This is a genomic window from Streptomyces sp. NPDC092370, from assembly GCF_044755265.1.
Taxonomy (GTDB): domain Bacteria; phylum Actinomycetota; class Actinomycetes; order Streptomycetales; family Streptomycetaceae; genus Streptomyces.
Genome location: NZ_JBIVQO010000006.1, coordinates 428,028 through 443,023 on the forward strand (window position 1 = coordinate 428,028; position 14,996 = coordinate 443,023).

Below are 14,996 nucleotides of genomic sequence, written 5' to 3' on the forward strand. Positions count from 1 at the left end.
CAAGTCCAGAGGTTCCTCTTGGGAGCTCGCCCCCCGTATGACGACCGGTCAGGCAGTACCGGCCCTGTCCGGTGTCCCGCGGGGGTCAGTGGCCGGTGATGACACCCGACAGTTCGTTCGTGCTCTTCGGGAGCGTCACCGACGTGAGCTTCTCGCCCGATTCGATGTCGACGGCGTGCAGCTTGCGCTTGCCCGGTTCGGAGACGTACGCGGTGTGGTCGCGCACGAAGAGGGTGGGCCGGGGCTGCTGCCAGTCGAGCGGCTCCTGCCACTCGCCGACGACGGGGATCTTCTTCTCCACCTTGCCCGTTTCCGGGTCGATGACGTGGAGGGTGCCGTTCGTGCCGAGGACGAGTGCCTCGCCGTGGGGGCCGCGGCCGAGTGAGCGGAAGGAGTAGCTGGTGCCCAGGTCGACCAGGCGCAGCTTCGCGGTCCTGGTGTCGATGAGCGAGATGCGGGTCGGCCGCTCGAGTTCGGCGTCGGGGTCGGTCTTGTAGTCGCCCAGGAGGACGGGGGACGCTTCGCTGCCGGCCTGGTTGCCGATGCGGCCGTAGTCGTCGGGGGCGTCGACCTTGGTGAACGTGCCGTCCTTGTAGAGCAGGACGCCGTCCTCGCAGCCGACGGCGACCGCCTCGTCCTTGGCCGCGGCCTCGCCGTGGACGCCGGGGCAGTTCTCGTTGCGCTTGATCTCCTTGTTGTTCTCGTCCAGGACGAGGGCGCCGGTGCGCTGCTCCTCGGTGCCGAGGGTGGTGAGGAGTTCGCCGTTGCCCAGTTCGATGGCGACGCCGTGGTGCGGCTCGGCGGAGGTGTAGGTGCGGCCCCGCGGCTTCTTGTCGCCCGAGAGGCTCTCGGGGTCGAAGACGTTGACCTCCCCGGTGCCGTCGGTGAACAGCACCGTCCTCCCGGCGTGCCGGACGACGTGCCCGGGCTTGGCGCCCTTGTACTCGACGCCGGTGAAGGTCTGCTCGGCGGCGTTGAAGACGCGGAACCCGGAGTCGGTGGACACGATGACGTGGGAGGCGTCGCCGGCCGGGTTGACGCGGTTGAATCCGGCCAGTTCGATCGTCCTGGCCGGCTTCAGGCTCTCACCGTCCAGGACGTACAGTCCACCGTCGAACGTGGCGACCAGCGGGTCCTTCACCGCGACGGGCCCGGGGCTCGGCGAGTCGTTCGCCGCCTTCGTGTCGGCGGAGTCGGCGTCGCCTCCTCCGCAGGCGGTCAGTACCGCGGAGACCGCGAGGGCGAGGGCTGTTGCGGTGACGGCTCTGGTGCGTGCCGGCTTCTTCACTGTGTGCTCCTTCCCGCCGCACGGATGCGGCGTGGGTGACGGGGTGGGGGTGTGGGAACGTGCGGTGGCGACGCGGCGGCGCGGGTTTCAGTCGTCGGTCAGGCCGTCGGTCATGGCGGTGGTGTTGGCGCGCATCATCTGCAGGTAGGTGGCGGCGCCCTCGCCCTTGCCGGTCAGTGACTCGGAGTGCAGCGCGATGACGCGCACCCGGCCGCCCAGTTCCGTGCGCAGGACCTCGGCGAGCCTCTTGGGCTGTGAGGAGTCGGCGAACACCGTCCGCACGCCGGCCTCGCGCATGGCTTCGGTGAGCGAGCGCAGGTCGGAGGAGCTGGGCGACGCCAGCGTGGTGCCGCTGGGGATGACCGCGCCGATCACCCGGAAGCGGAAGCGTTCGGCGAGGTAGCCGAAGACGTGGTGGTTGGTCACCAGCGCGCGTCGCTGTTCGGGTACGCGGTGGAACGACTTCTCCATCCAGGCGGTGAGGCCGGTGAGTTGCCCGTCGTAGCGGGCGGCGTTGGCCCGGACGGCCTTCGGGTCCACTCCGTCCACGTTCTCGACGACCTGGTCGGCGATCAGGCCGACGGCCTTGCGTACGCGGTCGGGGTCGGTCCAGAAGTGCGGGTCGGGTCGCCCTGCCTCTTCTTCGGGGCCGCCCTCGGCGTGCGCCTGGAAGGTGAGCGGATCCACCGCCTTGCCGACCTCGAGGGTGGCGACCCCGGCATCGCGGGCGGCGTCCACGTGCCGCAGTACGTTCTCCTCCAGGCCCAGCCCGTTGAAGACCACGAGGTCGGCGCGCTCCAGTTCGGCGGCCTGCACGGCCGACAGGCCGAAGGAGTGGGGGTCGGCGTTCGGCTTCATCAGGACGGTGACGTCGGCCTCGTCACGGACGATCTGCTGGGTGATGTCGCCGAGGATGTTGGTCGTCACCACGACCCGGGGCCGGTCGTCGCTGCTCGCGCAGGCGGTGGCCGAGCCCACGAGAGCGAGGGTGAGCAGGGCCGCCGGCAGACGGCGCAGTCGCAGGACGTGGTGCTTCGGTGTCGTCATCGCCCGGTCTCCGCCATCAGGGCCGGCTTCATGCCGACGTCGAGGATGCGGGCGACGCGCAGGTTGTCGTTGTAGTCGATTTCGTACACGCGCCTGCCCGCGGGGTCGTTGAGGTAGGCCCGGCTGCGGTCGACCTCGATGGCGGGGGGCGTGGCGCTGTCGGCGAGGCTTCCGGGCAGGCCGGTCAGCAGCCGCTTCGTCTCGGACACCTGCCTGCCGGTGGTGATGTCGTAGCCGTGCAGGGCCCCGTCGTCCTGGAGGACGAGGAGGGGCGAGCCCTCGCCCGCGGTGTTGACGGCGACGACGGGGCCGGTCTTCACACGGGTCCAGGTGCGCTCGGTGACGTCCAGCACCCACACGGCCCGGTCCCCGGCCGACGCCGTGAGCGTGTCGCTTCCGGCCCTGTGGTGGAAGGCCGAGGCGCGCTGCTTCGCGGGTACGGCCACTCCGTAGGGGATCTTCTCGGCCGTGAAGCTCCCGTCGTCCGCACGGATCAGCAGGGCGCCGTCGGCGCATCCGAAGACGACTCCGCGACGGGTGACGGCGTCTCCCTTCGGTTTCTCGCACGTGGCCTTCACAGACGCGGACCGTCCGCCCTCGCGGTCGTACACCGCGACTTCCCCGTCGTCGGTGAGGGTCAGCAGGTGCTCCTCGAACGGCACCACCGCGCCCGCGTGCGTCCCGGGCAGCGAGCGGGGAGTTCCGATCTTCCCCTGCTCCAGTTCGGCCCGGCGGTAGACCGTGGCCCGGCCGTCCTGGCCGGTCACGGCGGTCACGGCCGCGTCGCTGCGGACGTGCGCGCCGGCGCCCGCGGGTATGCGGCCGACGTCGCGTATCGCGGCGCGGTAGTAGTGCACGTGGTCACCGTGGTCCACCGTCCAGGCACCGCCGTCCAGGACACGCGTGCCGCCGCCGGTGTGGAGGTAGCCGAACCGGCCGTCCGTGGTGAGGCCCGAGGCGCCCGTGGTCCGGGAGATGTCGTGCTTCTTCCCGGTGATCAGGTCGAGCACCCGGGTGTCACCGGTGTCCGGGTCGTTGAGCAGCAGCCGGGACTGCTGCTCGGCTGCCTCCTTTGCTCCTTCGACGTAGCCGTGCGGGGTGGCGGAAGGCGAGGAATGCGCCTTCGGGGCAGTCGCGTTCCGGTCCTGCCCCGCGCAGCCCGCGGTGAGCAGCCCCAGGGCCAGCAGCGCGGCCGGCGCCCATGCAGTGACGTTTCTTCCGACGGACAAGGACATCGCCTCAGGTCTTTCTCAGTTGGTTGTCGCCGGACGGATGCCGGACACGCGCGCGCCGCGGCGGTGGCGGCTGCCGGACGCCAGGTGGGAGAGGAAGAACAGGCACACCGCCAAGGCCGAGACGGTGGCGCCGGCCGCGGTGCTCAGGTGCCAGGAGAGCAGCAGGCCGCCGAAGGTGGCGGTCATGCCGAGCAGGGCCGCGAGCACCATCACACCCCGGACGCTGCGCGCCCATGGCAGCGCGGCCGCCGGCGGAGCGATGAGCAGTCCCAGGACCAGGAGCGTGCCCACGATGTGGAAGGAGGCGACGATGGCCAGCGCCAGCAGCCCCAGCAGCACGGCATGCGTCAGGCGCGGACGCAGACCGAGCGTCTGAGCCTTGCGCGGATCGAACGCCAGGGCCAGGAAGGCCCGGTGGCCGAGGACCGAGACGGCCAGCGCCAGCAGCAGGGCCCCGCCCAGCAGCACCAGATCCTGTTCGCGGACGGCGAGGACGTCCCCGAAGAGGAACCCGGTCAGATCCACCGCGAAGGACTGCGACCGCGACACGATGATGACGCCGAGCGACAGCATGCCCACGAAGAGCAGGCCGATACCGGTGTCCTGGGACAGCCGCGGCCTGCGGCCGAGGGCGGTGACCCCGGCCGTCATGACAACCGCGCTCAGCACCGCCCCCACCAGCAGGTTCGCTCCCAGGAGCGCGGCGATCGCGACGCCGGGCAGCAGTCCGTGCGACATGGCGTCACCGAGGAAGGCCATCCCCCTCAGCACCACCCAGGTCCCCGCCAGGGCGCAGATCGCCGATACCAGAACTCCGCCCCACAAGGCCCGTTGCACGAAGGTGACCTCGAAAGGGCCTGTCAACCACTCCATGAACGAGCACACTACAATGAAAATCATGTTCAAAACATCCCGCCCCTCGCCCCCCGTCACCGAAGATGCCGCCTTTCGCATCCGGCTCACGGAGGTGTCAGCCGGCTACGCGGGCCATCCAGTCCTGCACCAACTTCAGGCCGACATACCGGCGTTGGCGACCACCGCGCTCGTCGGGCCGAACGGCAGCGGAAAATCCACCCTGCTCGGCGTGCTGGCCGGTGTGATCAAGCCCACAGCGGGCGTTCTGCACCACGCCGGGACTCGGGCACCGGCCTTCGTTCCCCAGCGCGGCGCGGTCGGCGACGCACTGCCGCTGACGGTCCGGCAGACCGTGGAGATGGGGCGCTGGGGCGAGCGCGGCCCTTGGCGCCGACTCACCCGCCAGGACCGGGCCGCGGTGGACTCCGTCATGGAACGCCTGGGCATCACCGACCTGGCCTCGCGCCAACTCGGAGAACTGTCGGGCGGACAGAGACAGCGCGCCCTGATCGCCCAGGGCCTCGCCCAGGAGTCGGACCTGCTCCTGCTGGACGAGCCGACCACGGGCCTCGACCCCGAGGCCAGGGAACGCATAGCGACACTGCTGACGGAGCTGGCCACCGACGGCGTCACCGTCGTCCACGCCACCCACGACCTGGACGCCGCCCGCTCGGCCGACGCCTGCCTCCTGTTGCGGGAGGGCCGCCTGGTGGATCAAGGGAGTCCCGAGCACCTCCTCACCCCCTCGACGCTCGCCGGCATCTGGCAACCGGCCGTCCCCGGTTGATTCTCGGGGCCGGGGGGTCGTGGTGCGGGCACCCGTGCACAGAGCCCACCCGACACCCCCGAGGACATCAGCCCTCAGGCGCGCGTGAGACATGCGAACTGCCCCTTCTCCGCGCCCTCTTGACCGACGAACCGCCGATTTAGGTTAGGCTCAGCTAAGTACCTCTGCCCCATGCCGGTGATGAAACGGAGTGACCGCGTGACCGTGACACCCGCCCGAGCAGGGGATGCGTCCGTTCAGAGCCTTCCCTGGCCCGAGGAGCTGCGGGGCAGTGTGGTCGTCGTCAAGTTCGGCGGCAACGCCATGGTGGACGCGAGTCTGCAACGCACCTTCGCGCAGGACATCGTCGAGTTGTGGCACGCGGGCCTGCGGCCGGTCGTCGTGCACGGCGGCGGGCCGCAGATCAGCGCGATGCTCGACCGGCTCGGGCTGGAGACCCGGTTCGAAGCCGGTCTGCGGGTGACCACCCCGGAGACCATGGACGTGGTGCGCATGGTGCTGACGGGTCGCGTGCAGCGGGAGCTGGTCGGGCACATCAACGCCCACGGGCCCTTCGCGGTGGGCCTGACCGGGGAGGACGCGCACACGATGACGGCCGTGCGGCGGCCGGCCCGCGTCGACGGCCGGACGGTGGACCTCGGTCTGGTCGGCGATGTCGTGGACGTGAATCCGGCCATGGTGCGTGCGCTGCTGGAGCAGGGGCACATTCCCGTCGTCTCCCCCGTGGCGCGTGGCACGGACGGGCAGGTCTACAACGTCAACGCCGATCTCGCGGCGGCGGCCCTCGCCGTGGCCCTCGGCGCCGAGCGGCTGGTGATGCTCACCGACGTCGAAGGGCTGTACGCCAACTGGCCGCACAGCACCGAGGTGATCGGGCGTCTGACGGCCCGTGCGCTGGACGAGCTGCTGCCCGGGCTGGCGAGCGGGATGCTGCCGAAGATGGAGGGCTGTCTGCGGGCCGTCCGCGGCGGGGTGCGCAGGGCGCACGTGGTGGACGGGCGGGTACCGCACGCGGTGCTGCGCAGCGTGCTCACCGAGGCCGGCCCGGGGACCACCGTGGTCCCCGACCAGGTCACCGCCTCCTGACCAGGACTTGCGCGTTGCGCCGCGGGTCCAGCGAATCCACCCAGGACCGCGGCGCGTGACGGGCCGTCGTCTGCGTGAAACCGTAGCGCAGGAACAGTCCGGCACCCCCGGTGGTCGCCGTGTACAGGGCGTCGAGCGACCGGGCGTGTGCCGTGGCGAGCACCGCGCGTAACAGCCCGGCCCCCGCTCCGCTCCCCTGCCGGTGCGCGGCCACGCAGAAGTTGTAGACGACGCCCGCGCGTTCGTCCCCCTCCCCCGCGTCCCCGGGGTACGCGCGCAGGCCCACGCAGCCGTCGAGGGTGCCCTCGGAGGCCTCCAGCACCAGGAAGTCGGCCGCGTGGGCGGCGTAGAGGGAAAGGGGGCGTTCGCGCAGCGCGCCCGAGCGGACGAAGGGCCGGGACAGGACGGCGAGGGCGAGAGCCTCGTCCGGGCGGGCGGTGCGCACGAAGGGCGTCGGCGCCGGAGAGGCGAGTGGCGGCGCGGCAGGGCGCGGCATGGCCGTGGTCAAGGGGTTCCTTCTTCGGTTCCGGACCGGGAATCAGGCGCGCGGGCGGCTCGGGAGGCCGTCGACGTACGTCTGCGCCACCTCGATGCCGCCGATGCGCGAGGGGTCGACGCTCCGGGGGTCGTCGCCGAGGACGACCAGGTCGGCGCGTTTGCCCGGGGTGAGGCTGCCCAGGCGGTCCTCCCAGTGGCAGGCGCGGGCGCCGGCGACGGTGTAGGCGTGCAGGGCCTGGTCGACGGTGACGGCCTCGTCCGGGCCGATCAACTGCCCGGAGGCTGAGGCGCGTTCGACCATGAACTGGACGGCGCGCAGGGGCGATCCGTCGGCGACGGGGCGGTCGGAGCTGCCCACCAGCGGGATGCCGTGATCCAGGAACGCCTTGCCCCGGTACATCCAGGGCGCCCGTTCCTCACCCATGATCGAGGCGTAGTCGTCGCCGAAGCTGCGCAGGAAGGTGGGCTGGACGACGGCGGTGACGCCGAGTCGCGCGAAGCGCGGGAGCTGGTCGGGCCGGATCAGTCCCGCGTGTTCGATGCGGTGGCGGGCCTCGGGGCGGGGGCGCAGGCGCTGGGCGCGCTCGATCGCGTCCAGGGCGATGTCGGCCGCGCGGTCGCCGATCGCGTGCACGGCGAGCTGCCAGCCGGCGAGGTGGCCGTCCACGATGACGTCGGTGAGCACGTCCGGGTCGTCCTGCAACTGCCCGGCGTGGTCGAGCCCTTCGTACGGACGGGTCAGCGCGGCTGTGCGGGCCATCATGCCGCCGTCGGTGTAGATCTTCAACGCGCCGACGGAGAGCCGGTCGTCGCCGAAGCCGGTGCGCAGGCCGAGGTCGAGGGCGCGGGGGATGCCGTCGGCCTCGTGGGCGGCGACCGGGCGCAGCCGTTCCGCGGAGACCATGAGCTGTACGCGCAGCGGCAACAGCCCCTTGTCCCGGGCGAGTTGATAAGCGCCGAGTTCGACGGGGCTGTGGCCGAAGAGGGTGCCGCCGATGCCCGCTTCGGCGCAGGCGGTGACGCCCTCGGCCAGGCAGGTGCGGGCCGCGCGGCCGATCGCCTCGGCCAGGTCCTCCTGCGAGTGCGGCAGGCGCAGGGCGCGGGCGGCGCCCATGGCCTGCTCCGCGAGGAAGCCGTTCTCGTGCGGGACGCCGGCGGGGAGCAGGTCCAGGACGGCGGTGTTGACGACGCATCCGTGCCCGGAGTCGTGCAGCAGGTAGAGCCTGCGTCCGTCGCTGACCCGGTCGAGGTCGTCGGCGGTCAGATGGCGGCCCAGGGCCCGCTGGTCGTACCCGGCGATGCTCACCCAGTCGCCGGGTGCGCGGGTGCGGGCGACGGCCTCGGCCACGACCGCGAGCACGTCGTCGACGCGGGTGCGGCCCGCGATGCTCGGGGTGCTCTGCTTGAACCCGGTCCAGGCGAGGTGGACATGGGCGTCGACGAACCCCGGCAGCACCGTGGCGCCCTGCAGGTCGACGACCTCCCGGGCGGGCAGGGACGTCACGGCGTCGTCGAGACCCACGATCCGGCCCTGCCAGACGCCCAGGTCATGGGCGACCGGGTGGTCCGGATCCATGGTGAGGAAACGGGCGTTGGTCAGCCTGGTGCACAGCATCGGCAGGGTCAGGCGTCCTGGGTCGCGGCGAGGGACCGGGGGCGCAGGTCCGGCCAGTGGGTCTCGACGTACTCGAGGCACGCCTCGCGCGTGTTCTCGGCGAAGGCGATCGTCCATCCCCCGGGCACCTCGGCGAAGGACGGCCAGAGGGAGTGCTGGCCCTCGTCGTTCACCAGGACCAGGAAACGGCCTTCGTTGTCGTCGAAGGGGTTGGTGCTCATGCGCGGTGCCTCCTCGGAGGGTCAAGATTAGGTTAGGCTCGCCGGGTACGCCAGGTCCAGCGGGACGTAGGCGCCGCCCGCCCTCACGATCGCGACCAGGGCGACGACCTGTTCCAGGGAGCGCGGGACGGCCACGGCGACCCGCTTGCCCGGGCCCACTCCGGCCGCGCGCAGCGCCGAGGCCAGGTCGTTCTTGGCGTCGGACAGTTCGCCGTAGGTCAGGGAACGGGTGGCGCCGTCGAGGGCGCACTGGGTCACGGCGGTGGCCGCCGGGTCGCGGCGGGCGGCGGCGTCGAAGAGTCCGCCCAGGGTCGTCGGGGTGACGGGTGCCGGCCGCCGTTCGCTCTCGGGCGTCAGGTCGTCGACCGGGGCGTCCGGGTGGGTGAGCAGACCGGTCAGGGTGCGAGTGAAGGTGCGCAGGACGGTCCGGGCGGTCGGTTCTCCCAGCAGTTCGGCGTCGTAGATGAGGTTGAAGCGCGGGCGGCCGTCGAGTGCGCGCTCGACCACCAGGGTCAGCGGGTAGTGCGGGGCGCCCTCGTTGACGATGTCCGTGATGGCCAGGGTGTCGCCGGGGCGCCGGAGCGAGGTCACGTCGGTGGCCACGTCGAACACCACGAGAGTGTCGAAGAGGGAGCCGGTGCCGGCCTGGCGGGCGATGCGTGCCAGGGAGACGTGCTGGTGCGGCAGGACCGCGCCCTGGTGGTCGCGCACCGAGGTGAGCAAGTCGCCCGCGGTGGCGCCCGGGGTCCAACGGGCGCGTACGGGAATGGTGTTGATGAACAGGCTCACCATGTCCTCGATGCCGGGGACCTCGGCGTCGCGGCCGGAGACCGTGGAGCCGAACACGACGTCCCGGCCCTGGAGGATGCCGCCCAGGATGACGGCCCAGGCGCTGTGCACGGCCACGCTCAGCGGCACGCCGGCCTCGCGAACGGCGGCGTCGAGATCGCCCTCGGATTCCACGGCGGTGTCGGCGAACCGGTCGGAGGGGGTGTGTCCCTCGGCGACCAGTGAGGGGCCGGGAAGTCCGGCGAGTTCCTCGCGCCAGACGCGGTCGCTCTCGTCGGCGTCGCGTCCGGCGAGCCAGTGGACGTAGTCGGCGAAGCCGCCGAGCGGGTGGACGGTGCCCGGCGCGTGGTACTCGGCGAGCAGCGCGCGGAGCATGAAAGGCACGGACCAGCCGTCGGCGATGATGTGGTGCACGGTCTGCACCAGGACGTTCCGGCCGGAGCCGGCGCGGACGAGGGTGTAGCGCATCAGCGGGCCGGTGGCCAGGTCGAAGCCGGTGCGGCGGTCCTGTTCGGCGAGGTCGCGTAGCTCCTCGTCGGTGATGCCGGGGCGGTCCAGGGTGGTGAAGGGGGCTTCGGCGCCGCTCTCCAGGACGGAGACCACCCGGCCGTTGGAGAGGGCCGTGAAGCGGGCGGCCAGATTCGGGAAGAGGGTGAGCAGCCGGGTGGCCGCCGCCGCGAGCCGGCCTGCGTCCACCTCGCCCTCCCGGGGTGAGGAGTTGCTGCTCGACGTAGGCGCCGGCGGAGTCGTCGTCGAAGACGGAGTGGAAGTAGAGGCCTTCCTGCAGCGGCGTCAGCGGCAGGATGTCCCGCAGCTGCGGTCCGTCCAGGGTGTCGACGTCGGCCTGGGTGAGGGATACCAGGGGGAAGTCGCTGGGCGAGTGGCCGCCCTGGTCGAGCGCGGCCAGTCCGGCCAGGGCCGTGCCGAAGTAGTCGCAGAGTGTCGTGATGTCGGCGTCGGTGAACATGCCGTCGGGCCAGGAGATGGTGGTGACCAGTTCGTACCCGCCGGTGGCGGAGGGTTCGGCGATCGCGTTGAACTCCAGGGCGCGCGGCAGACGCATCCTCGGGTCGCGCTTCTCGCCGAGCTGGCCGGTGGTGCCCGCGAGGTGCCAGTCGCCGGGGGCGCCGGCGGCGAAGCGGCCCAGGTAGTTGAAGAGCACCTGGGGGGCGGGGGCGTCGAACTCGCTGTGAGTGAGGTAGCGCAGGGCGCCGTAGGAGACGCCGTTGTCCGGTACTCGGGCGAGGTCCTCCTTGACCGCCTTGAGAGCGGCGGTCAGCTACGCGGGAGCGGTGAAGTCGGCTGCCGTGCCGGGGTCCACGGTCACCGGGAACAGGGTGGTGAACCAGCCCACGGTGCGCGACAGGTCCGGTTCGAAGCCGGCGGAGCCCGCCACGAACTGCCCTTCGCGGGCCGTGGCCTTCGAGCTCGATGTGGGCGAACGTCTGGTCCTGGCCGAGGTCGTGGCGCCGGCGGGCGAGGGCGACGGCGAGTGCGGTGAGCAGGACGTCGTTGACGCCGGCGTGGAACTTCGCGGGGATCTCGTTCAACAGCGCGGCCGTGACGTCGGGACCGGCCGAGACGGTCCGCAGGCGTTCGTTCGCGACGGTGTCCGTCCCGGACAGGGGGCGGTGGGCCAGCGGCTGGTCCTCGCCGGGCAGGGGGCGCCGGTAGAAGGAGCTGTCGGCGTCGAACGCGGCGCGTTCCAGCAGCTGGGTCCAGCGCCGGAAGGACGTGCCCACCGCGGGCAATGTGATGGGCTCGCCCGAGGTGAACTGCCGCCAGGCGGTGGCCAGGTCCTCCATCAGGACGCGCCAGGAGACGCCGTCGACCACCACGTGATGGGCCACGAGGACGAGGTGACGGGCCCGGGGGCGCCAGACGGCCCGGAGCATCACGCCGCCCGCAGGGTCCAGCCCGTCCGTGGCGAGGGCGATGCACTCGTCGAGCGGCCGGTCGCTCCGCTGCCAGCGGGGCTCGACACGGTCCGCTTCGGGGTAGCCGATCAAATAGGTGCCGCCTGCGGCGCTCTTCTTCGCGACGACGCAGGTGTGCCGTACGCGGGGGTGTTCGGCGAGACCGACCTCGACGTCCTCGATCTCCAGCCGCATCCCGCGGATCTTGATCTGGTTGTCGGCGCGGCCGAGGAAGTCGAGCGAACCGTCGGGGGCGAACCGCGCGAGGTCGCCGGTGCGGTAGAGGCGGGAGCCGTCGTCGGCGAAGGGGTTCGCGACGAAGCGGGAGGCGGTCAGGCCGGGCGCGCCCACGTCGCCGCGGCCCAGGAGGAAGCCGCCGACGTAGAGTTCTCCGCCGACGCCGACCGGGACGGGGCGCAGTTCGTCGTCCAGGACGTAGAGCTGGGTGTGGGGGTTGGCCTTGCCGATGGAGGTCGACAGGCGTTCCGCGGCGCCCCGGTAGATGACGTGCGAGACGCCGATGGTCGTCTCGGCGGGGCCGTAGCCGTGGTACATGGGGATGTCGAGTCTGGCCCTCACCCGCGTACGCACCGAGGACGGCCGGGAGCTGCCCGCCGCCGACTACTTCACCTCCATGGGCGGCTACCTCACCAACCAGCCCTGACACGCCGGCCCCGGTACGGTCGGGGGCCGGCCGACATCGCCGCCGCGCGGACCGGGTCCGCGCGGCGGCGATCGCGCGGGATGCTCCCGATCGGCGTCCATTTCGGCGAGCGCGCCCGCCCGGCGTCCCTCGACCCGGTCGCAGGTGGCACGGACTGGGCGGGGAGACCGCGGCGACAGCCGGCGGCACCATCACGACGACGGCGAGCCGGAGCACCGGCATCCCGCCCGCGAGCGAGTGGCGACGGAAGGTGGCGACCACGACGCACTCAGTCTCTGAGGCCGCCGCGAGAGGGGCGGCTCATCCGCCGAGTCGCACCATCGTGACGTCCACCAGCGCACGCCGAAGGAGACGAGGGGGGAGAAGGTCCGGACCGCGGTGACGGGTCCGGACCGCGGTGACGGGTCCGGACCGCGGTGACGTCAGGAGGGGTTCGCGCGCGGGCCGACGCCCGTCAGCGTCCGGACGGTGCCGCCGAGCTTCGCGCGCAGCGGCTCCAGCACCGCGGGCTTCGCGCTGACCACCCAGCGCATGCCGACCAGGTACGTGCCCCCGTACACGCGGGCCGATTCCAGCCAGGTCTCCTTGAGCCCCTCCTCCGGGAAGGTGGTGATGAGATAGTCGCCCTTCCGGGTGCGGCACACACCCTCGCGCAACTCGTCGGCCTCGGTGCGGATCTTCGCCTTGCAGCCGGTCAGGCCGGCGATGACCTCCACCTTCGCCGGCGCGACCACCCCGGCGGCGGGTGCCGCGGACACGCTCGGCGTCGTCGCCGCCCCGCGGCCGTCACCGCCGCCGCAGGCCGTGACGAGGGGAAGCACCGCCAGGACCCCGGCCGTGGCGGCGATGCGACGCCGGGCACGGGACGGGGTCCGGCGGGTGGATCGTACGTGCGGTCGCTGCTGGAACACTTCGCCTCTCCGGGTGCGGCTGTCGGCAGGAGTACTCGAAGGGAGTACGGACAGGTCCGGACAGGTGTTCACCGCTCTAGGCGGCCTCCTCCACCGCGGTCGCCCGCGTCCCCTCGAACTGGGTGCGGTACAGCTGCGCGTACCGCTTCCCCGCCGCCAGGAGTTCCTCGTGCGTGCCCCGTTCGACGATCCGGCCGGCCTCGACGACCAGGATCTGGTCGGCCGCGCGGACGGTGGACAGGCGGTGGGCGATCACGACCGCCGTGCGGCCCGCGAGGGCTTCGGCGAGGGCTTCCTGGACGGCTGCCTCCGAGGTGTTGTCGAGGTGGGCGGTGGCCTCGTCGAGGATGACGACGCGCTGGCGGGCCAGCAGCAGCCGGGCGATGGTCATGCGCTGGCGTTCGCCGCCGGAGAGACGGTAGCCGCGTTCACCGACGACGGTGTCGAGGCCGTCGGGCAGGGACCGTACGAGGTCGTCGAGGCGGGCCCGGCGCAGGGCGTCCCACAGCTCCTCCTCCGTGGCCTCGGGACGGGCGAGCAGGAGGTTGGCGCGGACGGTGTCGTGGAAGAGGTGGCCGTCCTGGGTGACCATGCCGAGGGTCTGCCGCAGCGACCGCGCCGTGAGGTCGCGGACGTCGACGCCACCGATGCGCACGGCTCCCTCGTCGGCGTCGTACAGGCGCGGCATCAGCTGCGCGATGGTGGACTTGCCCGCGCCGGAGGAGCCGACGAGCGCCACGGTCCGGCCGGGTTCGGCACGGAAGGACAGGCCGTGCAGGACCTCGTCGCCGCCTCGCTTGTCCAGGGACGCGACCTCCTCCAGGGAGGCCAGGGAGACCTTGTCGGCCGCGGGGTAGCCGAAGCGGACGTTGTCGAACTCGACCGCCACGGGCCCGTCGGGCACCGGGCGCGCGTCCGGCTTCTCCTCGATGAGCGGCCTGAGGTCGAGCACCTCGAAGACCCGCTCGAAGCTGACCAGGGCGCTCATCACCTCCACGCGCGCCCCGGCGAGCGCGGTCAGCGGCGCGTACAGCCGGGTCAGGAGCAGCGCGAGGGACACGACCGCGCCCGGTTCCAGGGAGCCGCGCAGGGCGAACCAGCCGCCGAGGCCGTAGACCAGGGCCAGGGCGAGGGCGGACACCAGCGTGAGGGCGGTGATGAAGGCGGCCTGGGCGGTCGCCGTCCGGATCCCGATGTCCGCGACCCGGCGGGCTCGTTCGGCGAACTCCTCCGACTCCTCCTCCGGCCGCCCGAAGAGCTTGACCAGGGTGGCGCCGGGGGCCGAGAAGCGTTCGGTCATGCGGGTGCCCATCGCCGCGTTCAGCGTCGCCGCCTCCCGCTGCATCCGGGCCATCCTGCTGCCCATGCGCCGCGCCGGGATCACGAACACCGGCAGCAGCACCAGCGCGAGCAGGGTGATCTGCCAGGACAGCGTGAGCATCACCGCGAGGGTGAGGAGCAGGGTGACGAGGTTGCTGACCACTCCCGAGAGAGTGTTGCTGAAGGCGCGCTGGGCGCCGATGACGTCGTTGTTGAGCCGGGAGACGAGGGCGCCCGTACGAGTGCGTGTGAAGAACGCGATCGGCATGCGCTGCACATGGTCGAAGACGGCGGTCCGCAGATCGAGGATGAGATTCTCCCCGAGCGTCGCGGACAGCCTCCGGCCGAGGATGCCCAGCGCCGCCTCCGCCACCGCGATCAGCGCGATGAGCAGGGCGAGGCGTACGACCCTGCCCTCGTCGCCGCCCGACACGATGGTGTCCACGACCGACCCGGCCAGGACGGGGGTCGCCACGGCGAGCAGGGCGGTGGCCACGCCGAGCAGGACGAAGAGGGTGATGCGGCGCCGGAGCGGGCGGGCGAACGCGCCGATGCGGCGCAGGGTCGCCGGAGCGAAGGGGCGGCGCTCCCGTTCGGCGTTCATGACGCTGTGCAGCTGTGTCCACGCTGTGGTCTCCATGCTCATGAAGAAGACCGTAGAACCTCAAGCATTGTTGAGGTCAAGGGGCTCGCCTATTGTCCCGACATCCCGCACAATCAGCCCGATCCCCCTCTTCTCCGTCTCTCCGCGCAAAGGCCCCGAT

At 72.0% G+C, this 14,996-nt stretch carries 11 protein-coding genes and 1 pseudogene; 2 read left to right on the forward strand and 10 right to left on the reverse strand.

Features of this window, described 5'->3' with window-relative positions; genetic code table 11:
- Positions 1–85: 85 nt before the first annotated feature.
- The 4 genes from aztD to aztB form a co-directional block, all read right to left on the reverse strand.
- Positions 86–1,288: a zinc metallochaperone AztD gene (gene aztD, locus ACIQHQ_RS21115; protein ID WP_402613421.1), complete on the reverse strand. Its 1,203-nt coding sequence runs from the start codon at positions 1,286–1,288 to the stop codon at positions 86–88.
- Positions 1,289–1,375: 87 nt separating this feature from the next.
- Complete coding sequence (gene aztC, locus ACIQHQ_RS21120; protein WP_402613422.1) at positions 1,376–2,335, reverse strand: zinc ABC transporter substrate-binding protein AztC; 960 nt, start codon at positions 2,333–2,335, stop codon at positions 1,376–1,378.
- Positions 2,332–3,570 carry a hypothetical protein gene (locus ACIQHQ_RS21125; RefSeq protein ID WP_402613423.1) on the reverse strand — a complete coding sequence of 413 codons (1,239 nt, stop codon included), beginning with the start codon at positions 3,568–3,570 and terminating at the stop codon, positions 2,332–2,334. Before ACIQHQ_RS21125 ends, aztC begins: the two co-directional genes overlap by 4 nt.
- Before the next feature lie 15 nt (positions 3,571–3,585).
- Positions 3,586–4,443 (reverse strand): zinc ABC transporter permease AztB, encoded by an 858-nt coding sequence (gene aztB, locus ACIQHQ_RS21130; protein WP_402613424.1) that lies wholly within the window; start codon positions 4,441–4,443, stop codon positions 3,586–3,588.
- Between the two features lie 16 nt (positions 4,444–4,459).
- Here aztB and aztA point away from each other — a divergent pair, with 16 nt between their 5' ends.
- Positions 4,460–5,212: a zinc ABC transporter ATP-binding protein AztA gene (gene aztA, locus ACIQHQ_RS21135; RefSeq protein WP_402613426.1), complete on the forward strand. Its 753-nt coding sequence runs from the start codon at positions 4,460–4,462 to the stop codon at positions 5,210–5,212.
- A gap of 180 nt (positions 5,213–5,392) precedes the next feature.
- The gene (argB, locus tag ACIQHQ_RS21140) at positions 5,393–6,298 is read left to right on the forward strand and encodes an acetylglutamate kinase (protein ID WP_402613428.1); all 906 of its coding nucleotides are present in this window, start codon (positions 5,393–5,395) and stop codon (positions 6,296–6,298) included.
- Here the strand turns inward: argB and ACIQHQ_RS21145 are convergent.
- The 6 genes and pseudogenes from ACIQHQ_RS21145 to ACIQHQ_RS21170 form a co-directional block, all read right to left on the reverse strand.
- The gene (locus ACIQHQ_RS21145; RefSeq protein ID WP_402613430.1) at positions 6,285–6,806 is read right to left on the reverse strand and encodes a GNAT family N-acetyltransferase; all 522 of its coding nucleotides are present in this window, start codon (positions 6,804–6,806) and stop codon (positions 6,285–6,287) included. The two genes, argB and ACIQHQ_RS21145, sit on opposite strands and share 14 nt — an antisense overlap.
- A gap of 30 nt (positions 6,807–6,836) precedes the next feature.
- On the reverse strand, positions 6,837–8,411 hold the full coding sequence (locus tag ACIQHQ_RS21150; protein WP_402613432.1) for an amidohydrolase: 1,575 nt from the start codon (positions 8,409–8,411) through the stop codon (positions 6,837–6,839).
- A gap of 8 nt (positions 8,412–8,419) precedes the next feature.
- Positions 8,420–8,632 carry an MbtH family protein gene (locus tag ACIQHQ_RS21155; protein ID WP_402613434.1) on the reverse strand — a complete coding sequence of 71 codons (213 nt, stop codon included), beginning with the start codon at positions 8,630–8,632 and terminating at the stop codon, positions 8,420–8,422.
- A gap of 42 nt (positions 8,633–8,674) precedes the next feature.
- A pseudogene (locus ACIQHQ_RS21160) lies at positions 8,675–11,919 on the reverse strand (condensation domain-containing protein); the annotation flags it as partial.
- 504 nt (positions 11,920–12,423) lie between these two features.
- Positions 12,424–12,912, reverse strand: coding sequence for a hypothetical protein (locus tag ACIQHQ_RS21165; protein WP_402613436.1), 489 nt, complete (start codon positions 12,910–12,912; stop codon positions 12,424–12,426).
- Positions 12,913–12,988: 76 nt separating this feature from the next.
- Entirely contained in the window at positions 12,989–14,872 is a 1,884-nt protein-coding gene (locus tag ACIQHQ_RS21170; protein ID WP_402613494.1) for an ABC transporter ATP-binding protein, read from the reverse strand.
- Between the last annotated feature and the right edge of the window lie 124 nt (positions 14,873–14,996).